General features: G+C 45.8%; 18 protein-coding genes. 9 read left to right on the top strand and 9 right to left on the bottom strand.

Annotated features, from left to right (window positions below; translation table 11 throughout):
• The first annotated feature begins 77 nt into the window (after positions 1-77).
• Positions 78-635 (top strand): PepSY domain-containing protein, encoded by a 558-nt coding sequence (locus BZA03_RS06615; RefSeq protein WP_014977147.1) that lies wholly within the window; start codon positions 78-80, stop codon positions 633-635.
• Here the strand turns inward: BZA03_RS06615 and BZA03_RS06610 are convergent.
• Both BZA03_RS06610 and BZA03_RS06605 read right to left on the bottom strand, forming a co-directional pair.
• Positions 630-2,690: a TonB-dependent receptor domain-containing protein gene (locus BZA03_RS06610; protein WP_258364598.1), complete on the bottom strand. Its 2,061-nt coding sequence runs from the start codon at positions 2,688-2,690 to the stop codon at positions 630-632. The two genes, BZA03_RS06615 and BZA03_RS06610, sit on opposite strands and share 6 nt — an antisense overlap.
• A gap of 114 nt (positions 2,691-2,804) precedes the next feature.
• On the bottom strand, positions 2,805-6,059 hold the full coding sequence (locus BZA03_RS06605) for a glycosyl hydrolase (RefSeq protein ID WP_110288306.1): 3,255 nt from the start codon (positions 6,057-6,059) through the stop codon (positions 2,805-2,807).
• Positions 6,060-6,582: 523 nt separating this feature from the next.
• On the opposite strand from BZA03_RS06605, the gene BZA03_RS06600 reads away from it, so the two are divergent.
• From BZA03_RS06600 to BZA03_RS06585, 4 genes are read left to right on the top strand one after another with little or no spacing between them, the layout of a single operon-like run.
• Positions 6,583-8,052: an ABC transporter substrate-binding protein gene (locus tag BZA03_RS06600; RefSeq protein ID WP_258364597.1), complete on the top strand. Its 1,470-nt coding sequence runs from the start codon at positions 6,583-6,585 to the stop codon at positions 8,050-8,052.
• A gap of 2 nt (positions 8,053-8,054) precedes the next feature.
• A complete protein-coding gene (locus tag BZA03_RS06595; RefSeq protein WP_110288304.1) occupies positions 8,055-9,038 on the top strand; it encodes an ABC transporter permease in 984 nt (327 codons plus the stop codon).
• Positions 9,035-9,904 carry an ABC transporter permease gene (locus BZA03_RS06590; protein ID WP_014950307.1) on the top strand — a complete coding sequence of 290 codons (870 nt, stop codon included), beginning with the start codon at positions 9,035-9,037 and terminating at the stop codon, positions 9,902-9,904. The genes BZA03_RS06595 and BZA03_RS06590 overlap by 4 nt, the downstream gene beginning before the upstream one ends.
• Positions 9,901-11,316, top strand: coding sequence for an ABC transporter ATP-binding protein (locus BZA03_RS06585; protein ID WP_110288303.1), 1,416 nt, complete (start codon positions 9,901-9,903; stop codon positions 11,314-11,316). The genes BZA03_RS06590 and BZA03_RS06585 overlap by 4 nt, the downstream gene beginning before the upstream one ends.
• 67 nt (positions 11,317-11,383) lie before the next feature.
• Here the strand turns inward: BZA03_RS06585 and BZA03_RS06580 are convergent, their stop codons facing one another.
• From BZA03_RS06580 to BZA03_RS06570, 3 genes are all read right to left on the bottom strand, one after another.
• A complete protein-coding gene (locus BZA03_RS06580) occupies positions 11,384-12,271 on the bottom strand; it encodes an SDR family NAD(P)-dependent oxidoreductase (protein WP_110288302.1) in 888 nt (295 codons plus the stop codon).
• Between the two features lie 271 nt (positions 12,272-12,542).
• The gene (locus tag BZA03_RS06575; protein WP_110288301.1) at positions 12,543-13,235 is read right to left on the bottom strand and encodes an SDR family oxidoreductase; all 693 of its coding nucleotides are present in this window, start codon (positions 13,233-13,235) and stop codon (positions 12,543-12,545) included.
• A 14-nt stretch (positions 13,236-13,249) separates the two neighbouring features.
• Complete coding sequence (locus tag BZA03_RS06570) at positions 13,250-13,804, bottom strand: type 1 glutamine amidotransferase domain-containing protein (RefSeq protein WP_110288300.1); 555 nt, start codon at positions 13,802-13,804, stop codon at positions 13,250-13,252.
• Between the two features lie 399 nt (positions 13,805-14,203).
• On the opposite strand from BZA03_RS06570, the gene BZA03_RS06565 reads away from it, so the two are divergent.
• The gene (locus tag BZA03_RS06565; protein ID WP_110288299.1) at positions 14,204-15,157 is read left to right on the top strand and encodes a YihY/virulence factor BrkB family protein; all 954 of its coding nucleotides are present in this window, start codon (positions 14,204-14,206) and stop codon (positions 15,155-15,157) included.
• Positions 15,158-15,319: 162 nt separating this feature from the next.
• Positions 15,320-16,480 (top strand): MFS transporter, encoded by a 1,161-nt coding sequence (locus tag BZA03_RS06560; protein ID WP_110288298.1) that lies wholly within the window; start codon positions 15,320-15,322, stop codon positions 16,478-16,480.
• A 28-nt stretch (positions 16,481-16,508) separates the two neighbouring features.
• Here the strand turns inward: BZA03_RS06560 and BZA03_RS06555 are convergent, their stop codons facing one another.
• Complete coding sequence (locus tag BZA03_RS06555; protein ID WP_110288297.1) at positions 16,509-17,951, bottom strand: serine hydrolase; 1,443 nt, start codon at positions 17,949-17,951, stop codon at positions 16,509-16,511.
• Positions 17,952-18,151: 200 nt separating this feature from the next.
• Here BZA03_RS06555 and BZA03_RS06550 point away from each other — a divergent pair, with 200 nt between their 5' ends.
• A complete protein-coding gene (locus BZA03_RS06550; protein WP_110288296.1) occupies positions 18,152-20,011 on the top strand; it encodes a sensor histidine kinase in 1,860 nt (619 codons plus the stop codon).
• On the top strand, positions 20,008-20,703 hold the full coding sequence (locus tag BZA03_RS06545; protein ID WP_258364596.1) for a LytTR family DNA-binding domain-containing protein: 696 nt from the start codon (positions 20,008-20,010) through the stop codon (positions 20,701-20,703). The genes BZA03_RS06550 and BZA03_RS06545 overlap by 4 nt, the downstream gene beginning before the upstream one ends.
• A 5-nt stretch (positions 20,704-20,708) precedes the next feature.
• Here the strand turns inward: BZA03_RS06545 and BZA03_RS06540 are convergent, their stop codons facing one another.
• From BZA03_RS06540 to BZA03_RS06530, 3 genes are all read right to left on the bottom strand, one after another.
• Entirely contained in the window at positions 20,709-21,653 is a 945-nt protein-coding gene (locus BZA03_RS06540) for an AraC family transcriptional regulator (RefSeq protein WP_110288295.1), read from the bottom strand.
• A gap of 63 nt (positions 21,654-21,716) precedes the next feature.
• On the bottom strand, positions 21,717-22,649 hold the full coding sequence (locus BZA03_RS06535; RefSeq protein WP_110288294.1) for an alpha/beta hydrolase: 933 nt from the start codon (positions 22,647-22,649) through the stop codon (positions 21,717-21,719).
• Positions 22,650-22,731: 82 nt separating this feature from the next.
• The gene (locus tag BZA03_RS06530; RefSeq protein ID WP_075176954.1) at positions 22,732-23,646 is read right to left on the bottom strand and encodes an alpha/beta hydrolase; all 915 of its coding nucleotides are present in this window, start codon (positions 23,644-23,646) and stop codon (positions 22,732-22,734) included.
• Positions 23,647-23,868 lie beyond the last annotated feature (222 nt).

The raw sequence follows: 23,868 nt of genomic DNA, 5'->3' as shown, positions 1-23,868 counted from the left end.
TTAGAGTGTTTTTACTGCCTATTGAGATTACCGTATAGTGAGCAATGTTCTCATTGTTTTAGTATTAGTGTTGTTTCATGTCCGGTTCCTTTCGCAAGAACAGTCGCAAATACAGCCGCAGTATTCACTTGTGGCTGTCGCTGGTTATTTTTATTCCTGTGATCATTGTTATTGCGAGCGGTTTATTATTGCAGGTTAAAAAAGAATTCGACTGGATCCAACCACCAACACAAAAAGTGCAGAATACCCAAACCAACGGGCCTACGATTTCCTTCGACGACGTGCTACACGCTGTAAAACAAGTGCCTGAGGTTAGTTTAAACAGCTGGGACGATATAGACCGGTTAGACGTGCGCCCCACAAAAGGCATCATTAAAGTGCGAGGGAAGAACCATTGGGAGGTTCAACTGAATGCACAAAATGGTGATGTACTTCAGGTTGCGTACCGACGCACAGACACCATTGAAGCTATTCATGACGGTAGCTGGTTCTTTGAGGGCGCCAAGCTATGGCTGTTTCTGCCCGCTGCCCTATTGCTTTTTGTGCTGTGGGTAACTGGCCTTGTCATGCTGTACACCACCATGAAAAGTAAATATCGAAAGAACAAATTTCGTCAGCGCTTAAACAACTCATAACAGATAAGTTATCGCCAGTTGAACACTTTCTCCCTGCGCAAATGCCGCTTTGTCATCGGCACTGGTGTAATACTGTTGATTGGTTAAGTTACGCCAGCTAGCTTGAAGCTGAACCCGCTCGTTTAACTGCCAATCAGCGCCCATGTCCAGCGTAAATACCTCATCAAGAGCTCGCTCTCCGTCAGCAATATCCGTCTTACTTGCACGATAGGCAAATACCGTAAAAAACCGCACAGCTTGCCATTGAACGCCTAAATCAAGCCTCTGACTGTTTGCAGGTATATCTGCGATGCTATTACCCAAATCGTCTTCACCGCTAATCCACATTCCGCTAAGTCGAGCGTCTATTGCGTCATTGTGCGATTGCCAACTAAGTTGATAGCTCATCCCCTCTATCGTTGCACTGTTTAAATTAGAATATTGAAGCACATCTTCAGCAACCATAATGCGTTCAATATAGTTATCAATTTTCTGATTAAACACCTCTATCGAGCCTTGCAGTTGCTCACTGCTGTAAGCAACACTGGCTTGCAAATTTAACGCTTGCTCTGTTTCAAGTTTGAGGCTGCCCAACACAGTACCGCGAGGTGTTTCGCCAGCAAAGAAACGTTCAGTTAAAGACGGATTTCGAAACGCGCTAGACACATACATACCAGCCGCCCAATGCTGAGAAAGCTGATAATTTGCGCCTAAATACCCGCTTAGATTAGTGTTAGTCTGAGCAGTGCTAGATTGGAATGTATTGGCATCTGAATCATCAGACTGGCGCTGCCAGTCAACCCGTGCGCCAAGGGCGAGCGACAAGCGTTCCCACTGACGTGAGGCATCAGCAACCGCTGCGGTAGTAATCTCGCTTGCATCGAGAGTACGCACTTCATAGGCAAGCTCTGCTTCAAAGGCATTTGTTATAAAACTGGGCGATGTGGTGTCAGGTAACGCGCTTTCCGCTGGTGTTAATGTGAATTCTCTCTCATCTGCCACTACGCCGTCTCGACCAGTAACTTGCAGCTGCCAGTTCAAATCCCAGTCTTTCAGCTGCGTATCTGTGCTTATGTTAAACCCATAGTCAAACGCCTTGTTTTCGCTGTCGTTGATGCGGCTTTCTGGTCGCAACACCGAGGTGTCTAGGCTAGATTTATGCCACCAGACATTTCCAGTAAATAGATGACTTTCAAACGCTATTTTGCCAAGCCAGTGTATGTTCTTTGGGTAGGTGGTTATTCTACTTTCTGGGAAGTCACTGCTCGACTTACCAATGTCGTTGTTATCAGAATAAAGCGTCCACGCCTCTTTTATGACGCTATCTACCGGCCTGTGTCTAACAAATAGCCCTGATTGTTCGAATTGATCAAACAGCGAGCCCCCATTCGCATCTTCTCCATTGTCGGCGCTTCTGTATGAAATGTTCCAGTCTGTCTCGCTCTCTTCAGTTAGGCTGTTGCTATTGTCTGCACGGCGTGTGCTGCCAGCATAGCTCAGCGCCTTCATTTGTTGATTGCTGCTGTAGCCAACGCGTAGGTGAGGCTTTTGAATTTCCCCAAAATGCAAGTTCACCGCGCCACCTATCGCTCCCGAGCCTAGGTAAGTGGAAGCGGCGCCCGGTAACACAGATACTGTTGAAATAAAGTCAGGTGGAATAAAGCCTATGCTAGACCCTGCCCGCCTGTCGCTCACAATCGGTACGCCGTCTAGCAGGCTTTGAATTCGCCACCGCGAATACCCTCGGATACTGATGCTTTGTATTTGCCCGCCCTGCCCATTTAACGACACAGAAGGAGATTGAAGTAAGACATCATTGGTATGTAACGGCGCTACCAGGCCACTTTTATCAAACTCATATTGCGGAAAAATGCGCGAAAGCGTCTCGTCGTAATAGGGTCGTGCAGCCGTTACTGTGTAGCGCTCTACCTCGTTGAGCGGTGCACCTTGGGCAACGCTAAAAGATGATGTAAGCAGTAAAGGTAGTGCAGCAATAGATACCGATAAACCAGACGAGGATTTAGAAGACACTGAAAAACTTGAATCTAGCAAAAAAGAAAACAATGATGATCTCACTACGCGATACATACCTGTGAAAATAAGTGTGCACCGAAAAAGTTGGCAAAGAAAATGAAAAACGCGGCAGTAAAACTACCGCCGCGTACTAAGCAAAATGATGCTTAATTACCGCTATTTAGCGATTACAGGAAGACCCGTAGTCCACGGTCCACCAGCATCAACCACCGCTTGTTGAAGTGATGGTACAGCACGTTGCTGCAATGTACCGATTCGTTTCACTACATCATCTAGACCATCGTTGGCGTAACCGAGCTGGTCTTTATGCTGCTGTGTTGGTCCGTAAGAAGACCCTAGTGCAGAACGGGCATAGCCCAATCGGCTCAACACATTTGCAGGCTTAATACCCATCTTATCGCGAGATGAAAGGCCAAATAGAACTTTGTTTACCCCGTTAATTTCATCTTGAATAGCAGCGTATTGCGCTTCAAGACTGTTCACATCACTTGGCGTGCGATCAATCGCGGTACGCAAAAGGTCCATGGTTTCTTTTAATTGCTTCAGTACAGTCGTCGATGATAATGCACGTTTTTGCGCATCGTTCACCGCATTACCATATGCTTCAATTTCAGCATGCGTAGCACCTTTCAGCGCGCCGTCATAGATAGATTCCAATACAAACGACGCTGGCTCAGAAAGCGCTGTTACCGTGGCACCTTCTCGCTTAAATAACGTTGCGGTATAGCTGCCTGGTAGCGCCATGAGTCCATTGTTCTTGCTGTCTTTGTCAGTAAGCGGAATAGTGAGTGAATATTTCATATCCCAGGTAATACGGTGTAAGCCTTTCTTTGTGTTACCTTCTACACGCTTCATTAAGTCACCATCACTGTCGCGTACTTCGACATACACTGCTGGGGCAGCTTCTTGGTTTTCAGCTTCAACCGCTTCCCAGCTTGGATACTTAGGGTACTTTTTGTCTTCTATAAGTTTCTTTTCTGCTTCTTGGCGCTTTTCTTTTGCCGTTAGCAAACTGTCTTTCAAATAGTAGGTGAAAGTTGCACCGTGCTCGGGATTCTCGGCAACAAAGCGATCGTCACCATCAGAGTCTGTGTGATTATCATCTAACTGGAACCACTTAACCGGTCGACTTGGCGCAAACAAAATGGCGTCTTTTTGCATCGACTTCTCGGTTAATGAACGCAGCGGCGCATAATCATCAAGTATGTAAATACCGCGACCAAACGTACCTGCGACTAAGTCATTCTCGCGACGTTGAATTTTCACATCGCGGGTTGAGATGGTCGGCATACCACCGTCTAACTCAACCCAGTCTTTACCGCCATCTACCGAGAAAAACACACCGAATTCAGTACCGATAAACAATAAGTCCTTATTTACGTGGTCTTGTACAATACGCCACACTAAGTGCTTTTCAGGTAAATCATCAGCTAATGAAGTCCAGCTTTTCCCTAAATTAGTCGACTTGATTAAGTAAGGTTTGTAATCACCATATTTATGATTATCAAGGGCAACATATACCGTATTGGGATCAAACAAGTCAGCGCGAATATCATTCACGTACGAATTGGCTGGAATCCCCTTAATGTCATCTAGCTCAATCTTTTTCCAAGATTTACCACCATTAGTGGTCACTTGGATAATACCGTCGTCGGTACCTGCCCACAGAATATTCTCATCTACCGGGCTCTCAGCAAAGTTGGCAATGGTATGAAACTCTGTCATGGCATACAGGTCCCAGCCGGCTTCTACTGACCACGTGCGCCCCATAAGTGGCGAATGCATGCGATTGCCGTTTTTAGTGAGATCGCCCGACACTGCAGTCCAGCTGTCACCGCGATCATCACTTCGCCAAACCCGCTGTGAGGCAAAATAGATACGCGCAGGATCATGTGCAGACACATTAATCGGCGCATCCCAGTTAAACCGCTCTGCAGGGTCGCCTGGTAGTGGCTGAGGTTTAACATACACCCCTTCTCGGGTAGTCGTATCGACACGCACTAAATTTCCTTGCTGCCACTGCGAATACATAATGTCAGGGTTACCAGGCTCTACCGCTGGGCCGTGCCCATCACCGCCCAAGGTTAAGAACCAATCTTTGTTCTTTATCCCCTCTTCACGCATAGTGCGCGAAGGACCGCCTTGGGTGGAATTATCCTGTGCGCCAGCGTAGATCTTATAAAATGGTTTAGAGTCATCTGGCGCTACTTTATAGAACTGGGTTAATGGAAGGTTCGCCATAAAGCGCCAATTTGCCATTCTGTCGTGAGACATATAAATACCACCATCGGATCCCATCAATACGAAATCTGGATCGGTAGGATGGAACGCCATGGCGTGGTCGTCTACGTGCTTGCGTTTAGTGTTGATGGGCGTCCACGTTTTGCCGCCGTCATCCGACACTTTGCTGTAGTTACTGGCAATATAAACGCGGTCAAATTGATGTTGGTCAGCGAATATTTCCTGATAATAGTGAGGACCTGTGCCACCGCCTACTTCATCTGACATTTTAGTCCAGCTAGCACCTTGGTCGGCTGAACGGTAGAAGCCACCACCACGATTATCGGTTTCAATCGTGGCATAAATCACATCTGGGTTCATGGGTGATATAGCCATACCAATTTTACCCATGTTGCCTTGTGGTAAACCTGTTTTAAGTTCAGTCCAGGTTTCGCCTCCGTCGCTGGAAGTATGGATACCTGCGCCTTCGTTCGTTCCCACATAGGCACCAATTGAACGCTGACGCGCCCACGTTGCAGCATAAAGTTTGTCTGGGTTACGCGGGTCAATAAGTAGTGATGTTACCCCGGTCCATTCGTCAGCTGGCTTAAGCACTTGCTTCCACGTTTCACCGCCATCGGTCGTCTTATAAAGCCCACGCTCGCCGCCGCCACTCCACAATGGTCCTTGGGCAGATACCCATACAATATCTGGATTTGTAGGGTGAATAATAATGTCAGAAACGTGCTCTGACTTCTTCAGACCCATATTTTTCCAGGTTTGACCGCCATCTAGCGATTTATATACACCGTCGCCAAAGCTAATGTGACGGCCACCATTATTTTCGCCCGTTCCCACCCAAATAATATTTGAGTTGCTTGGCGCAATGGTCACGTCACCAATGGAGTAAACTGGCTGGTCGTCGAAAATTGGCGTCCAGGTCGTACCCGCGTTGGTAGTTTTCCACACACCACCCGAGCCCACCGCGGTGTACCATGTTGAGGGATTGTTCTGATCGACTGCGATATCAGCGATACGCCCAGACATGTACGCAGGCCCAATGTTTCTCAGCTCCATGGCTTTGAATGTTGAACTGCTGAAGACTTCATTCTTGTCGTTTTTGTCTGCAAAGGCGGGGGTGCACGCAAGTGCAACTGATACAGCAACTGCCGCTTTAAGAAGCTTTTTCATTATTGTTATCCAGTGTGTTTGATAGGGCTCAAAACCCTTTTTTAATTTGTAGTACTATCACTCTATAGCATTACTAATAAATGCTTAAAGTTACAATGTAACATACGACCAACTGCCCATTACAAAAGTTGAAAATATTGTGCACCGACTTAACATTACCTAATATCTTGATGGTCATTAGCCAGTGCATTTTTTCAAAAAGTAGTTTAGCCCTACCGACTCAATCTGTACATTTATTCAACAAACCGTATATTGTCCAATCTGGATCTTTGTTTTACTATTCAGGGCGTCAGCCTAAGAATATTAAATACTAATACTGACTCACAGGATTCAAATAGACACGAAAAAGCTTAAAGGCTCGAAGGGAATACATAAAAATAATATGCGGATTAGACATCTAACAATTTTACTCGTCGTTGCCAGCGTTCTACTTAGTGCCTGCACACCTTCACAACCTACAAACAAAATTCTGATCAGTGGTCCTTTTGAACCAGTCAATAACGATCCGGCAAGTACCGGCTACATGTTTACACGAATGCAAATTCTGGAAACTCTCATAGACGTGGATAACCAAGGTCAGCTTATCCCAGGACTTGCTAGCTCATGGTCAAATGATGAGGACTTTACTGTTTGGACATTTAATTTACGTCCTGATGTGTATTTTCATGACGGCACATTAATGACCGCCGACGCCGTCTACAAAAGCCTTTCGGTCGCGTTTGGTAAACCAACGCCATTTTCAAAAGATATGATCGCCAACATGGAGGTGGTATCAGAATATTCTATCAAGTTCACCTTGAACCAAAGTTACCGTCCTTTCCCTTCCCTGTTAAGTAATTATGCAACTGCGATCGTGGCACCTGCTACCTTCGGCAAGTTCAATCGAATTAAAACCTTAATAGGTACAGGCCCCTATCAGATTACGCACTTTGAACCACCCCACAATATTACAACCACACGCTTCGACAATTATTGGGGCGAGCCCGCTGTTATTGAAAACGTTGAGTACGTAACGGGTCACCGCTCTGAAACGCGGGCGCTTATGGTACGAACGGGGCAAGCAGATATTGTGTACAACCTCGACCCTGCCGCGGTTAGCATGTTGCGCACTGACTCTAACGTAAACGTGTTTAGCGACAGGATCCCTCGCACCACTTTAATTAAGTTAAATAGCGGCCATCCTATCCTCTCAGATGTAAAAGTAAGGCAAGCACTGAGTTTAGCGATTGACAGAAAAGGCATTGCATCTGGCGTAATGCGTATATCGAATATCTCTGCTGATCAGCTATTCGGCCCAAATATTCGAGACTGGCATATTCGGTCTACTGCCACAGATAATGCTACCAATACTATTTCAATGGGTGACGCTGACAATAATCCAACAATTAAAAATAGCGTTGAAAATGGCGACTTATTATTAAATAGGAAAAAAGCGGCACAGCTGCTAACCGACGCGGGATGGTTAGTAGGTGAGGATGGAGTGCGCTACAAAAATGGCTCACCTTTAACGCTTGATATGATTACCTATGCCAATCGGCCAGAACTCATTACCATTGCCACGGCAATTCAAGATCAGTGGGCTAGCATTGGAGTGAAGCTCTCTGTCCATATGGAAAATGTAAGTGCCATTCCTTCAGGGCATGCTGATGGTACATTGCAAACTGCACTTATGGCGCGTAACTTTGCTAACATCCCAGACCCTCTCGGTATAATGCTGGCTGACTTTTCTTCAAAAGAAGGCGGCGATTGGGGGCCAATGAACTGGCAAAATGAAAAAGTGTTTAGCGATTTAAAGACCTTGAGTCACACCACGGATGAACACGCTTACAAATCGTTGATATCATCAATTATGCAAGAAGTTCAGCAAGACGTTCCTCTTATCCCCGTTATGTACTATGTGCAGCAAACGGCGACATCTAGCCGACTAAGAAACTTCAGCTTCGACCCTTACGAGCGTTCTTTTCGCGTATCTCAAATGAGAATAGCCCCATAATAATGAGAAAGATCCTACTTCAACGGCTGCTTCAAGCTGTACTGATGGCGTGGAGTGTAGGCACACTCACATTTATTATAACCCGTTCACTACCTGGAGATATGGCTTACAAAATAGCGGCTGGCCGCTACGGTGACGATGCGGTAAGTACAAGTGCCGCTAACGCCGTAGCAGAAGAACTTGGTCTGCACAGAAGCGCTTTCGAGCAGTACGTCAGCTGGATGACTGATTTAGCCTCTCTGGATTTAGGCAATAGCTTGGTCACGGGTGCCCCCATTGTTGTTGAGCTACAAAATCAGCTTTCTTACACCCTTGTTCTCGCCGGACTCGCTATTCTGGTATCCGCATTAATTGCGTTTCCTCTGGGAATTTATAGCGGCATCAGAAGCGCTCGAAAAAGTGAAAATACTCCTAAAAGCCGTGCTTCTCTTTTTGATAAAGCAGTATTAGTGTTTTCCACGTTCGTGCGCTCTCAACCAGTCTTTTGCTTGGGGCTAATTCTCATCTTTATTTTTGCACTAGAGCTCAACTGGCTACCGGTTGCGGGCTCTTCAGGCTTTGTCTATACCATATTACCTGTAATGACCTTAGGGTTAAGCCTGGCGGCTATATCAAACCGCGTAATTCGCAATAGTACTGTTAATGCGGTTCAATCGGGTTACTTCCATTTCGCCAAGATAAAAGGGTTAAGCGCTCTAGAAGCGTTCAGGTGCCATGCGCTACCTAACATTGTAATACCTGCTCTAGCCTTCATGGGCATACAACTTATCGGGTTAATTGAAGGCGTAATTATGATTGAAAGCCTTTTTGCTTGGCCCGGCATAGGACACGGACTTTCCCATGCTGTCTTTGCCCGTGACATCACTATGTTACAAGGCACAGCTTTGCTGATGGGCACGTTATTCGTATTGGTCAACACACTAGTCGATTTAAGTCAGTATGCACTCGACCCAAGGGTGAGGGAAAATCGAGGACATAGCCAATGAAGACATTCGCTTTACCTGTTGAAAAAGTGATTGGCTTTTCACTTTTGATGCTGCTCTTATTACTTGCGTTGGGCGAGCCTGTTCTATTGGGAACAAACGGCAATCAACAAAATTTAAAGCAAGTGCTCGAAGCCCCAAGTGCGCAACATTGGTTAGGTACAGATCAATTTGGACGCGACATGTTGGCCAGAATCTCAGAGGGTCTGCGCATATCACTTTCTCTCGCTGCACTGTGTGTACTAAGTTCATCAATCATTGGTGTGCTAACGGGCGTAATTGCAGCGTGGTGTAGAGGTTGGGTAGATACGACGTTGAATTTCATTGCCAATACGATATTGGCGCTCCCCGGACTGGTACTTATTCTTCTTTTCGCGGCGCTAGTACCAGGCTCTTTCATTATGCTGTATTTAGCCATTTCCTTAGTACTGGCCGTCGAGTACTTCAGGCTGGTACGTGCTATCACTCTACCAGTAGTGACAGGCCCTGCACTGGAAAACTCTGCGCTAATGGGTTTTCCAAAACGCTATTTATTTAGTAAGCATATATGGCCCGCCATTCGACAAGACGTGTTATCACTTGCTGCTTTTGGTGCCTCCTCCTCAATTATCGCCATGGCATCGGTGGGCTTCGTTTATGTTGGTTTAAAACCACCCAGCCCTGAGCTTGGGCTGATGATAGTTGAGCTTTTTCCATACTATCACGAAGCACCTTGGCTGCTCGCACAACCTATTTCCACCCTATTCGTTCTCGTACTGGGCTTTCACTTACTTTCTGCGAAGAGTGACAAAACACCTCGTTTAAATAAGTTCATTTTTGACAGCAGCAGTAGACTATCAAAGAGTGATGCATTGGAGCGCAAACTGTGAGCCAATACATTGCTATTGAACACTTATCAATTTACGCGCAAGACACCATTATTGTAGAGGATCTATCCCTTAACCTTGAACAAGGCGAGACGCTTACTATATTGGGTGAAACCGGGGCAGGTAAAAGTCTGCTAGCGCAAGCAATTATGGGCGACTTACCGTCTGCACTGAAGGTTACGGGAAATGTTCTGGTAAACGGTGTAGATATGCTTCGTGCGAACCGACGTGAATGTGAACAATTGTGGGGGCGAGACATTGTTATGCTGCCGCAAGAACCATGGCATTCTCTAAGCCCAATGATGAAAATTCGCCAGCAAGTCGCCGAAGTTTTTCGGTTTACATTGGGTAACGGTGCTCGCGAAGCACAAAAGAGTGCGAAGACACAGCTAGACAACCTGGCTCTTAAAGACGACAGTGATAAGGTCCCTTCTCAACTTTCCGGTGGAATGGCACAGCGTGTTGCTTTTGCCTGTGCATCAGCGACTAATGCACCTTTATTTCTAGCCGACGAACCCACAAAAGAGCTAGATGCCGGACGCAAACATCACATTATTGAGCAACTAAAGCAAAAAGCTAACGACGGTACGCTACTTACCATTACGCACGATGTTTCAGTGGCAGAGGCACTGGGTGGTAAATGTATGGTGCTTAAAAACGGGAAACTGGTTGAAACAGGTGATACCCGCAAGATACTGTCCTCCCCGTCTTCAAACTATACCAAAACCCTTATTGCGTCGGCTCCGCAACACTGGACGGCTACAACAAAAAAAACGCATAGGTTTGCACCGCTGGTATCGGTGAATGACCTCACAATTATGAGAGGTAACCGTACACTATTTACTGGCCTTAGTTTTTCTTTAGGGGAAGGCGAAATTGTCGGGCTTTGTGGTGATAGCGGCAGTGGAAAAACGTCTCTAGGTGATGCTCTACTTGGGCTTCTACCCTATCAAGGCAATATTGCGTTTCATACGCTTTTACACCGTTATCAAACCCTAAAGCTATATCAAGATCCCCCAAGTTCATTTGCCCATCACACTACGCTTAATTCATTGATTGATGACGTAATAAAGCTTCACAAGGTGTCTAAAAAGCGTGCTGATTTACTTTCAGCTCAACTAGGCCTTAACCAGCGATTGTTTGAGCGCAGCGCCTCTGAGGTAAGTGGAGGTGAGCTTCAACGCATTGCATTGCTGCGCGCGCTGCTACTAAAGCCCAAGTTACTTATAGCTGACGAGCCAACATCTAGGCTCGACCCCATTACAAGTAAGGCAATTACTCACTTACTTGTCGATCAATGCAGAGAAGAAAATTGCACGGTGCTCTTTATCAGCCACGATAGAACACAGCTAGAAAAAGTCTGTGACCGCGTCATTGACCTTCAGACTCTCACAACACCAAAAGCCGTTATATAACGGCTTTTGGAAGACAAGATTCAGGGCTCTTTCGTGTGTTTATACGCAAACCGTAGCCGCGAATGAACTAAAAAGTCACGATTTCATCATCAATAAGATGACCAACAGCCTGACTCTGCTCAGCATCGACAAAGGCGCTATCAATCGCGCCAAAGCGCGCCGTAGTAACCTTTCTATAATTCGGGTGTGTATAAATATAAGTTTGCTTTGACTGAAGCGCCTCTATCACGCGCTCAGCTAGCACAGAGGCATCGATTCCCGACTCTACTGCTTTAGTGGCCGCTTGAGCTCCTGCTTTAAGCTTTTCTTTATCAATGCGTTTCTCAGCGGCTACTGCGTATTTTTGCTGCCTATTTCTATACGACTCGTGAATGCGGGTTTTCACGAATGCTGGACACAATACAGAAGTATGGATTCCAAAAGGTTTCAGTTCTGGTACCCAGCTTTCCGTCATAGAGACAACCGCAGCCTTTGATGCGCAATAGGCCGCCGCATATGGCATGCCCATCATTCCCGCCATCGACGCCACGTTTAGCACCCAGCCTCCTTCGCCGTGCTCTTTAATAGCTGGCACGCATGCTTGTGCGCCATAGAGTACGCCCATAACGTTGACGTCCATTACCCAGCGCCAGGTCTCATGCTCCGAATCTTCAACTTTCCCCGGCGTACCGCCAACACCAGCATTATTGATGACCATATGAACCTTGCCAAACTTCTCTTTGGCGTTAGCTACAATATCTTCCCACTGAGCGTAATCGGTAACATCAAGGGCGCAAGTCAATACATCGAAACCTTTCTCTCGTAAGTCGTTACCCGATTCGGTTAATGCAGCATTATCAATATCGCCCATGACGATATTCATACCCTGCCTTGCCAATGCCTCTGCCAGCGCTAACCCTATGCCGCCAGCGGCGCCAGAAATAATAGCGGTCTTACCCGTAAATTCGTTAGACATCTTACTCTCCTGTTATTGTTATTGCGCCGCGGGCCCTTTGGGAAAGCCATTTCAATGAGGAGTTTGCAATCGCCTATCTCACTCAACTAGCGCTTATCTACACACCTAGATTAGGGGTAACAGGATGGGGAAAATACTTTATTTGGCTAATTTGGATAGCTTCATGAAATTAATAAGGCAGGTTAAAAGTAAGGGCGGGGCAAACAAAAAAGGCAGTGACTAACCCTGCCCTTTGCTTGAATAGACTATCTCTTGCCCGTGGTCAGTTCGTTTACTTCGCCGGCATAACATAAACCTCGCGAACGCAGGCTGACTCTTCTGCGCTTAGGGCAAATAATACCGATTTTGCAATATCCGCTGGCTGAAGTTTATCTTCCTTAGGTTCATCAAAAAATGGCGTATTCACCATACCAGGGCAGATAGTTGTACAGCGGCCGCCCCACTCGCGCATTTCTTCTGCGAGGTTCTGACCGAAACCATAAGCAAACCACTTACTTGCCCCATATACAGAGCCTTTGAGAGCTATTCGACCGGCGACCGAAGACGTAATAATGAAGTGGCCTTGCGTATCGCGCAGGTACGGTAATCCGGCTTTTGCAGTATAAAGCAGTCCATTTACGTTTGCGCCCAGCATGCCATCCCAGTCATCTACGTCCCCCTTTTCAATGCCGGCGGCTTTCGCGCCACGCCCGGCATTAGCGAAAATGCCGTCAATACGACCGAAATGTTCTTTCACCTTTTTAAACGCCGTATCGACATCTTTAAAGTCGCTAACGTCAGCTTTTACAGCGAACGCAACATCATTGCCAAGCTCTTCGACTAAGGCACGCAATTTGTCCTCACTTCTTGCTAAAAGGGCAACATTAAAACCGTTATTTATCAGTTGCTTTGCCGTTTCTTTGCCAATGCCGCTGGAAGCTCCCGTTATCGCGATAACCTTTTTATTTGTAGCTGCGGTGGACATACACTTCCTCCTTTTTACTGGGCAACCATTTCACTAATTTTGTTTACGAAAGCTGGAATATCATCTGGGTTTCTACTAGTGACTAGTTTTGAGTGGGTCACTACTTCTTCATCAACCCAGGTCGCACCAGCATTTTTGAGATCTGTTTGGATACTAGGAAACGAGGTGAGTGTTGCACCTTTCGCTAACCCAGACTCCACCAGCAACCATGGACCATGACAGATAGCACCTATAGCTTTAATACTTGCCGCGCTGTTTGCACTTTTGATGAAGGCAATAGCATCTTCATTGGTACGCAGCACATCGGGATTGATTTGACCGCCGGGTAGCACAAGGGCATCGTAATCTTCTGGGTTTACAGACGTAACTTGTTTATCAACGTTAATTTCTTTTCCCCAGTTGTCTTCGTCCCATGCTTTGATCGTCGATTGAGCATCAATAGATAGCACATCAACGTCAGCACCTTGCTCAATAAACTTGTCTCTTGGTTGAATCAACTCGCTTTGCTCAAAACCATTGGTTGCCAAAATAGCGATTTTTTTGCCTTTAAGGTTTTGGGTGTTGCTCATAATGTTCACTCCTTTTGAAAGACGAAATGTAAAGCTAGAAAAAACAGGGGTCGCCGCACGACAGGAATAACTGTCCGCCTACCACCTTTAGCAAATCCCATCAGGTGAACGCGTTAGTTTGTGCATGGCATAACCTAGCTCTTACTATCTAGCTAAGGTGCTATTGAAGGTGCAAATTGCAAACCATTCCCAAAGAACAAAGCAAACCATTGATTTTATGAAAATAAATACAAAAAAAGAAATCTCACCAACACCAATAGCCACGCACATATTCAGATTTTGTGAACAATTTACAGAGCTTGTTTCTCGCTTCTTTTTTTAAGGTGATGTAAGCCGACAGCGAAATTTTCATGTATCAAGCTTTAAGAGTTTTATTGTTTAGGCAAGGCATGAGAACACATGAGCAAGGAACGTTTTAACCACGCTAAATCTGCATTTGAGCTTTCTTTGAAAAGTTGGTGGAGTATTACAAAGCGCATTTTCACTAGCCTGCAAAAAGACAATATTCCTCTTATCTCCGCTGGCGTTGCCTTTTACTGCTTGCTGGCTATCTTCCCCTTACTAGGGGCAACCATTGCCTTGTATGGGCTTGTTGTATCACCCGACGAACTACAAAGTCATATGGCATTGCTGGTAAATGTAGTACCAAATGACAGTCGTTACATCATTGAAGAACAGCTTAAAAATTTAACCGAGAAGTCGGATACGGCATTAGGCTGGAGTTTTTTATTTACTCTGCTCTTATCACTGTGGAGCAGCAGCAAAGGCGCTAACGCTCTGATAAAGGCATGCAACATTACCTATAGCGAGGCGGAAGGAAGAGGGTTTTTTAATGGTATCCTGGCACGCATCACCTGCACCATATTTATGATCCTTACTGTAATTGTGTCCCTTGCCTGCATCACTATTTTACCCGAAGCAATAAGCTGGATGACGTCAAATGCCCTTAGTACCGAGCAAGCCATGTGGGTGACTTGGCCGGTGATGCTGGCCCTATTTAATATTGCGCTCTCTGCCTTATATCGTTATGCGCCTCACCGACGAGAAGCTCAGTGGCGCTGGGTGACGCCGGGGTCAGTTTTTGCCACGTTATTATGGGTAGTAGCCTCATATGGCTTTTCGATATACCTCAATGAATTTGGAAGCTACAACAAAACCTACGGCTCCGTTGGGGGAATTATTATCCTGCTCATGTGGTTGTATTTAACCGCGTACATCATTCTAATTGGTGCAGAGGTGAATTCGTCGATAGAGCTCCAAACTACTGCAGACAGTACGGTGGGTGAAGACAGACCCATGGGCGAAAGAAACGCATTTGTGGCAGATCATACACCGGATGATTTAAGGCGCTAATGCTTAAACTATCTGAGGCGCATGCACTATCTAGCAGCGCCTTCCTCATCATCAATTTTTAGCATCTTTACGAGCATTTCTTTTCATTTTACCTATATCAGAATTTGCCTCATATTCGCGCCGCGAAATTATCTTCTCTTTCCTTTGATGTAAGGCATTACCTTGGACAACACCCTTATCCCGCCGGCCAAAGCGCGGGTTTCTGTTCCCGTTATTGCGCTGGGTATGTACGCAGTTGCGTCTGGCTATTTGATGAGTCTGATCCCACTAATGCTCAGCCATTACAACCTAGACACGGCTATCGCCAGTTGGCTGGCTAGCAGCTTTTACGCTGGACTACTAGTGGGTGCCCTTAGTATTGAACCGTTGGTCACCCGCGTTGGGTACAAGCACGGTTTTGCGCTGTGTTTAGGCGTATTATTACTAACTATTGTAGTAATGCCTTTGTTTGCTCACACCGCAGTTTGGCTTGCGGCTCGGTTAGTGGCTGGCGTTTCTGTAGCGGGTGTATTTGTTATCGTAGAGTCGTGGCTTTTACACGGCGACGAAGCCGATAGAGCCAAACGTTTAGGCTTGTACATGGGCGCACTGTACGGGGGAAGCTCTTTAGGTCAGTTAGGTATTGGCGCTATTGGCGTAGGCGGCATGCTTCCTTTTGCTGCCATTTTCACCATGTTGATTTTAGCCATTGGCGTACTTTTGTTTGCAAAGAGCGAGCAGCCTGAAGCTTCCCACAGTACGCCACTGTCGCTAAAGCAAATATCGAAACTAAATCATGCCGCAATTATTGGTTGCATAGTGTCAGGCTTAACCCTAGGTGCCATTTACGGCTTAATGCCTCTTGAACTATTAAACCGCGGCATTGCTCATGACGATTTGGGTAGCTTAATGGCCTTAATTATTTTAGGCGCTATGGCAGTTCAACCTTTAATTCCTGCGCTATCTAAGTACTTAGGCCGCACGTTACTCATGGCACTATTTTGTTTACTGGGTGTCGCCGCCATAACATTAACCGCAGCGGTTAGTGGTATATACGCTTTGGGAGCAGGTCTGTTTCTATTAGGTATGGCAATATTTGCCCTATACCCAGTGGCAATAAATCTCGCTTGCGACAAACTCAATGCTAGCTTCATTGTATGCGCCACACAGGCCATGCTTTTCAGCTACAGCGTGGGTTCAGTAGTAGGCCCACTCATTGCCGATAACTTTTTAGTAGGCCCTCAAGGGTTGATGGGCTACTTATTTGCGTGCTTACTTGCTACCAGTATTTATATGCTGATAGCCAGTGTTAAAACCAAAGGTCGCGCCATGGCAGGCGAGTAACACACTCGCCTTGTCCATCTTACTGCCCCTATTGTGGGGCAGATTCAAAATACGACACCTTATCGCTTCCCTTTCGCGACACTTTCAGCCGCTTTTTACCGCTTACTATTTCAAGAGAAAGTCGGTTTGGATAACCTTCCACACCAAATTCTCCGTCACCAAGGTAAACAAGCTCCCCACTTTCGATATGACTCCACAGCAACAGTCTTCCTTGGTAGAAAAGCTGGTTATTCTGCTTGCTGATTTCGATGGTTTCTCCAAAACCTGCGAGGTATTTACCTTCAAAGTCATTTAACAGTTCAAGGGGAATCTGTTGCTTTACCACGGGCAAGCTTTTCTTCCAGTCGAGCTTTTCCACAACCGTTGCAATAACTGTTTCAATAACCGGAATTCGAGCAGGGTTGCCGCCGTTACCGAATATAGCGATACCTCTACCATCGCGCATTGTGCCCATGATTTGCCCTCCAGTTCCCGTGTTTGAACCACCATGAGAGAACCACTCTAGGTTGCCTTTAGCCTCAAGACGCATCCAGCCTAGTCCCCAACCACCTACAACATCGAGGGTTTCAATTTGAGTAGTATTGCGCGCCACTGCTTGCGAGATTACCTTTGTCTCATCGCCATTTAGTGCTCTTTGCATTTCGATAATCAATGTTGCCATATCAAGAGCATTACTCCACATTCCCGAAGGCGCGATTTGCGGGCAAATTGGATATCCAGATTGGATCACGCTCAAATCGTCTTGATGAACGCTTGCCACATTTTGCAAAAATAGCGGGCTGTTAGGTTGATACATTGTGGTGTTAACCATGTTAAGCGGCTTAAATAGCATTTCTTCTGCTAATTCAGGCAATGTCTTTCCAGTTAGATCTTCCAGCGCAATTTGCACAATAACGTAGCCACCGCCGCTATACGACCAACTTTCACCAGGCTTAAATGCTAAGCTAATGGGCGAGTCATAACGGGGGACGTTTACTCCATTTAGACTATCGATAGCCGTTGGCACAACGTCTCCTTTATAATAGTCAGCAAACCCACTTTGTGTGGTGCCTGCAGTGTGGCTGAGCAACCGACGAAAAGTAATTTCCTCTGGGTTGGGAAACTGCTCTTTTTGCAGTGTCCAACGGGTGAGATACTTAGCTACAGAGTCGTCTAAACTAAGCTTGCCTTGCTCTTCGAGCATAGCCGCTAGTAGCGCGGTAACCGGCTTGGAAATAGAAGCGGTAGAAAAGGCCGTTGACTGGTTAATAGAATCACCTGAACCGAACACCTTTTCCCCAGCTGTGGCGGAATAGACAACATTGAAGTCGTCGATTACCGCGACGCTTACGCCACTTAATTTGTATTCTTTTAAGAGCTCGTTGAGTTCTGCTTGAGACAACAGTTGGTTGTCATTTGCGTGGGCTATTTCAAGTGGCGCATACCACAATAGTAAAAGGGTAAAAGCTACTAGTTTATTAATGGGTGTCATAAATTACTCTCCGTATAAATTTCAGCCAAATGTAGCGTCAATTATTCGGTTTACGGCGACCTATTTCCTGAACTGCATCAGGCATTCCCCAAGTGCATTACTTCGACTTCATTAACAGTTAAAAACTGTGTACTGTGTTAACAATAACAACAAACAACACGCCCTAACTTCCCGTGCAAAAACTCAATTGGTTCTACTTAATGCTTATGACAATGCTCATTTGGGGCGTTGTACTTTTGCACGAACAGCCCACCCATTCACCGACATTTCCTTCTCAGGTCAGCATCCTCTATTCTGGGCAAGAGGAAGTACCAGCGGAGAACGACCCTCGATGGCGGGCTCATTCCCAGTCGGATATCGAACTGTCTAATGAAGTAAGGTGGCTCAAGTTCACACTTGCGTTCAACGCAACATCAAATGGGTCACAAGGTGTGCAACAAACCGAGAGTGCGCCTAAAGGCTTGTTTGTTTCTATACTTGGCGCGTTTTCTGTTTATTTGAACGGTTATCACATTGGTGATAACGGTATGCCTGCAACAGCCGAGAGCAAAGAATTGCCAGGTGAAATAGACAGTATATTCATACTACCTTCACAGCACCTGAATACTGGTGATAACACGGTGATGGTAAGGCTGAGCAGCGAATTTCGTCCAGATACCGCGCAAAGTAGTGGATTTTGGGTATTTACAGACGACTTCGAAACTCTTGCCGCCATTAATGAGTGGCGTATACGATTACCCTTAATGATGCTAAGTGGCTTGGTTCTTGTCGCCATGTATTCATTTGTGGTGTACTTTTCATCGCTCAAAGAGCCTGCATACCTGTGGTTTAGCTGCCTATGCACCATGCTGATTCTATTAATCTTGGCCGAGTCATGGCGAGGTCTATTCGGTTACAGCTACCAGTGGCACATCCTTAGAATGGAAATCGTCCTTGGCTTAACCCTTGTTATCAGCCTGGTGCTACCGTTCTTTTTCCTGTCTTTCTTCCGCTATTCAAAAACTTGGTTTATCAGTACCTTGCTTGTGTTGGTTATGGCTAGTTGTGGGGTACTGTTATATTTCGATGGTTACGATTACCGCAGCTTTTTGTTGTTCAGTGTGTCTTTGCTCATTAGCTTTATTTTTGGTGTGGCCAGTATTTATAAACGGAAGAAGTACGCGTGGTTAATGACCATGGGAATAGCGGTATTTGTTTCACCCGTTCTCATAAACCGGTTTTCGTTTATGGACCAATATTTCTTTGTTTCGTTTAGTGGCTTAGCGCTTTTATTACTACTCGTGCTAAGCCAAACCCATGCTGAGAGACAGCGTGCACTTACTCAGTCAACGCTTACCACTCAGCGTCTGCAGCTTGAGCTTATAAAAAAACAGCTACAGCCTCACTTTATTCTCAATACCCTAACGGCAATTGAAGAGTGGATTGAAATCGCCCCTAAAGAAGCCATTGGGTTTATTCAGGCATTAGCATCGGAGTTTCGCCAAATGGCCAGCTTAAGCGATAGAGCCTTAATTGCTTTACAGCAGGAAGTCGCCCTTTGTGAAAGTCACCTTAAAATTATGGGATACCGCTTCGACGCCCACTTTTCACTGCAAAAGCCGGAGATGTCAGAAAACAAAGGGCAGCAGCTTATTCCTCCCGGAGTATTACTCACCCTCATAGAAAATGCGTTTAGCCACAACAGATATGGCTCGGGAGAGTATCAATTTAGTCTTAGCTTTTCTGAACAGCAAGAGGATGAAGCACAGGGTGTGTCCGTAGAGAATGCCAAGCATGATAACAATAAAAGACCTTCAACTGCCTTGCTGTTTAAAGCTCAGCTTACTCAACACTATTCTTACCAGACGTCAGCGTTAGAGAATAAAGAAGGAACCGGTGTTGGCACCAAGTACATTAAAGCCCGGCTCACAGAAGCGTTTGGTAATGACTGGAAGCTAGTGGAATTTATTGAAGACAATTATTGGGTAACTAAGCTCACATTTCCAACATCGTTCGTTTCGGGTGGGCAAAGTAACGCGCACGCCGAGCAGACCGAACAAATCACCTTACAAACGCTATGATGAATATTACCCTAGTAGAAGATGAACCCATGGTTGCCAAACGACTTGCTCGTTTTATCGACCAGTGTACCGACGATAAAACCACTATTCGTCGCTTTTCCAACCTCGATGATGCAGAAGAGCATTTGTCTAACCGCGACACAGACTTGCTCTTTCTAGATTTGAATTTGCATGGAAAAGACGGTTTTTCATTAATTCATCAACAGCTTGCCGCCCCTTATCACACCGTGGTGGTTTCAGCGAATACCGACAGGGCTTTAGAAGCGTTTGAGCTTGGCGTACTCGATTTTATTGGTAAGCCATTTACGCAAGAAAGAATAAGTAAAGCGATAGAACGCTTTTCTCTGCATCAATTTAAGGGCCAATGTCAGCGGTTGTCATATCGCAAAAACAATGTGCTCTGCTTTCTTCAAGTTGATGATATTCAATTCATTCAAGCGGCAGGGCACTACAGTGAAATAACCACTAAAGACAATCAAACCATATTGCATGACAAGCACTTAGACAGGTTAATGCAAATTCTACCTCAAGGATTTATGCGAGTTCATCGCTCTTATGCGTTACCTCTTAATGAAGTTAAGCATATCGAACAACACTCAGGTGCGAAGTACATCGCACATCTGCACTCTGGCGCGAGTGTTCCAGTAGGAAGAACTAAATTCAATACGCTGGTTGATGCTCTGGGCAGCTAAGACTTCTACACTGTGCGTAAGCGTTGAATATCTTTTTGAGGTGGCATGCCAAACAATCGGCTGTATTCTCGGCTAAATTGAGATGCACTTTCATAGCCAACCAATGAGCTTGCTTGTGTTGCGTCCAAACCGTTCATCAGCATTTGATCCCTTGCTTCTTGTAATCTTAGTGTCTTTTGATATTGCAGAGGGCTGGTACCAGTAAGTGCTCGAAAGCGCTGCCTGAAAGTAGAAGCACTCATGTGGGCTTGGTCCGCCAATGCGTCCATTCCCACTGACTGAGTAAAATTCTGTTTTAACCATGTCACCACTTTTAAAATATGTGCGTTTGGCGCGCCTGACGACACAAGGTGGCGAAGGTGCAATCCGTGTGGTCCATCAAGTAAACGAATAACAATTTCTTTTTCAACCAATGGGTAAAGGCTATCCAAAAACTTTCCCTGGGCACACATTTTAATAAGGCGACCTAGAGCGTCGTACAAGCCCTCATCCACATCTTGTGTCGATATTGGTTGATATCGAATATCTCTTGGCGGTTTTGACAGATTAAGCTCGGCGCAAACTTGCAAAATGAGGGTATAGTCTAACTTCAGAACCAGCGCTACAAAGGGGTTATGCCTCGTCGCTTCTGATACATGAGAAATTACCGGCAAATCAAAGGTAGTTAGCATAGATTGGCCAGCAGTGGACTGATGGAGCTGGTCTTCATAAGAAAGGAGCTTTGCCCCTTGCAAAACGACCGCTAGGCTAAGCGTATAAATACAGTGTAAAGGCTCTGTCGGCGCATTTCTTACGTGAAGGGTAAGGCCTGAAATCGGCGTTTCGTGGTCTCCCTCTTTTCGACTGTAGTCCAGCACCATTTCACTTAACGCTTTTTTCGCATCACTGATTGGAAAAAACACCGTTCGATCTCCCACAAGCATTACTTCGAAAAGAAAAGGATTAAACAATAATTACGCCCTTCGGCTGTATGCCTTGGGCGCAAGTTGTCATTACTTATTCTTAGTTAGTTACTAACCTACATGTTCTTTGAAGAAAGGTACAATTTGCGCCATGGCCAGCCCAACAGGTTCACTTTTATCATAAAGGTCGTAATGGGACCAATCTTCTAATTCAACCAATTGGCGATCTTTAGATGCCACTGCGCGCCCGTAAATTTCCATGCCGTCACGGTAGGCACCAAATGCCCCAACCTTCTGACCAATAACCGCCATTACGGGTTGCGTCATAAGGGTCTCTGCAAAAGAAAATGCGTCCCACGCCAGTGTCTTTTGCGCATGAGAAAACAACATTCTTGTAGCGCCACCCGGCTGTTGGCCTCGCGGGGTTTTGTAGTATTCAGTTGCTTCATAAACATCGCGTTCCGTCATTCCATTGTCTTTGGCTTCAGCGAGACTTGCAGGGAGCAGTTCATTTACCAGTCGCTCACCGCCTCGGGCTTCTGCCGTTCGCTGAGCAGCCATTCCTTCTAATGCACCAATGGGGTTATACATACTAAAGCCTTCTCGAAAGAGTCGACCAATGTTGACAGGTGTGATCCCCACTACGGCTTTGATTCGCTTTTCGGTTAAAGCAGCATTTAAAACATAGCCACCACCACCGCACACACCGATGCCTGCAATTTTTTCCGCGTCAACGTAAGGCAAGGTAACCGCATAATCAATGACTCGACTCACATCCTCTACCCGTTGGGTGGGATCTTCCACAAAGCGAGGTTCACCTCCAGACTCCCCTTGAAAACTTGCGTCAAACGCAATGACCACATAGCCTGCTTCTGCAAGTGCCTTCCCATAGGTAGCGCTTGATGTCTGCTCTTTACAACTACCAAATGGATGTACACTAATGACTGTCGGGTATTGTTTAGCCTCGTCAAAATCGGGTGGAGTTAGAATAAGGGCTGAAATATCCCATGCCATGTCTGAGTTTCTAAAACTGACCTTTTTCATTTTATGCTCCTTGTCTCAAGCATTGTTTGCGCCGTCATCACAAATGCAATGTCGGCAACAGAAGTTGTTTAGGAATAACTGCTTATAGCGTGCGATTAAAGAAGGTTTCTAACGCACTCATTGCGTTTGTAATTTCTGCTTCGCCGTCGTACAAATCCATGTGGTTTGCACCTTCAATGACATGCATGGTTTTATCCGATGTTGCAGCACGCGCCATCAAGTCGTCACTCATCCATTTGCTTCCTGCATTGCTTCCAACCACCGTCAACAAAGGCTGGGTAAGGAAAGCTTCGGCCTTAAAAAAGGCGTCATAACTAATTAGCTGCGTTAAACTTCTCGCAGTACCAAATCCTGGCGCTGTGCAATATGCTGCGCGATCGGTATGGTAGTATTCCCACGCTTGGCGAAGTTCTTCATTCGGTGCATCTTCTTCTTTTAAAGGCGCCATTGGCATAGTCGCTGTATCGTTACCGCTGGCATCAGAGGTTCTAGATGCAGAGCCCGCTTCTAAGTAAGGTAATGCCTCACTGTCTTTTACATTGTTGTCCCAACCATTTCGGAACATTTGGCCAATGTTGACCATGCTTACCGTACCCACCGCTTTAATACGTCTATCGTTGATGGCAGCGTTTGCGGTATAGCCAGCGCCCGCACAAATACCCATTGCACCAATACGTTCATTGTCGACGTAATCTAAGGTTGTCAGGTAATCAATTGCTGCACTTACATCCTCAGTTCTAACATGAGGGTTTTCCAGTTGGCGTGGTTCACCACCACTCTCGCCCTGATACGATGCGTCATACGCAAGAGCGATATAGCCTTTTTCTGCTAGTTTTTTTGCGTAGGTTCCAGCAGTTTGCTCTTTAACGCCACCGCCTGGATGTGAAACCACAATGGCTGCGTAAGTTTTGGTTGAATCAAAATTCTCTGGAAAATTTATCAGACCAGACATAGTAATGTTTAAACCGTTGGTATTTGGAAATGATACTTTGTTCATAATGTCTACTCGTCGTTAGGTGAAAATGATGTTCTTGCCTGCTTAACGATTACCTCGTCAAACCATGAATTAAGTATAGGTGTTTGGAGATAGCTAACCTTGCCTAAAACGACGCATTAGTTGCCTGAACCGGTTACTTTGGAATTTAGCAATACAAGGCGTGTTACCTTCCACCTTTAAAAGCGCCGCCAATTCAACGAATAGCCTGATTAAATTAACAAC

It is taken from the genome of Alteromonas sp. I10 (assembly GCF_003201515.1).
GTDB classification, from domain to species: domain Bacteria; phylum Pseudomonadota; class Gammaproteobacteria; order Enterobacterales; family Alteromonadaceae; genus Alteromonas; species Alteromonas macleodii.
Note: the sequence above shows the minus strand (reverse complement) of the source record. Positions and strands in the feature narration are given on the sequence as shown.

What these genes read in the sequence shown, in the direction of transcription:
- BZA03_RS06615 (WP_014977147.1), top strand. Translation starts at nt 78, where the DNA reads ATGTCCGGTTCCTTTCGCAAGAACAGTCGCAAATACAGCCGCAGTATT.
- BZA03_RS06605 (WP_110288306.1), bottom strand. Translation starts at nt 6,059, where the DNA reads ATGAAAAAGCTTCTTAAAGCGGCAGTTGCTGTATCAGTTGCACTTGCG.
- BZA03_RS06600 (WP_258364597.1), top strand. Translation starts at nt 6,583, where the DNA reads ATGTTTACACGAATGCAAATTCTGGAAACTCTCATAGACGTGGATAAC.
- BZA03_RS06595 (WP_110288304.1), top strand. Translation starts at nt 8,055, where the DNA reads ATGAGAAAGATCCTACTTCAACGGCTGCTTCAAGCTGTACTGATGGCG.
- BZA03_RS06590 (WP_014950307.1), top strand. Translation starts at nt 9,035, where the DNA reads ATGAAGACATTCGCTTTACCTGTTGAAAAAGTGATTGGCTTTTCACTT.
- BZA03_RS06580 (WP_110288302.1), bottom strand. Translation starts at nt 12,271, where the DNA reads ATGTCTAACGAATTTACGGGTAAGACCGCTATTATTTCTGGCGCCGCT.
- BZA03_RS06575 (WP_110288301.1), bottom strand. Translation starts at nt 13,235, where the DNA reads ATGTCCACCGCAGCTACAAATAAAAAGGTTATCGCGATAACGGGAGCT.
- BZA03_RS06570 (WP_110288300.1), bottom strand. Translation starts at nt 13,804, where the DNA reads ATGAGCAACACCCAAAACCTTAAAGGCAAAAAAATCGCTATTTTGGCA.
- BZA03_RS06565 (WP_110288299.1), top strand. Translation starts at nt 14,204, where the DNA reads ATGAGCAAGGAACGTTTTAACCACGCTAAATCTGCATTTGAGCTTTCT.
- BZA03_RS06555 (WP_110288297.1), bottom strand. Translation starts at nt 17,951, where the DNA reads ATGACACCCATTAATAAACTAGTAGCTTTTACCCTTTTACTATTGTGG.
- BZA03_RS06550 (WP_110288296.1), top strand. Translation starts at nt 18,152, where the DNA reads ATGCTTATGACAATGCTCATTTGGGGCGTTGTACTTTTGCACGAACAG.
- BZA03_RS06545 (WP_258364596.1), top strand. Translation starts at nt 20,008, where the DNA reads ATGATGAATATTACCCTAGTAGAAGATGAACCCATGGTTGCCAAACGA.
- BZA03_RS06535 (WP_110288294.1), bottom strand. Translation starts at nt 22,649, where the DNA reads ATGAAAAAGGTCAGTTTTAGAAACTCAGACATGGCATGGGATATTTCA.
- BZA03_RS06530 (WP_075176954.1), bottom strand. Translation starts at nt 23,646, where the DNA reads ATGAACAAAGTATCATTTCCAAATACCAACGGTTTAAACATTACTATG.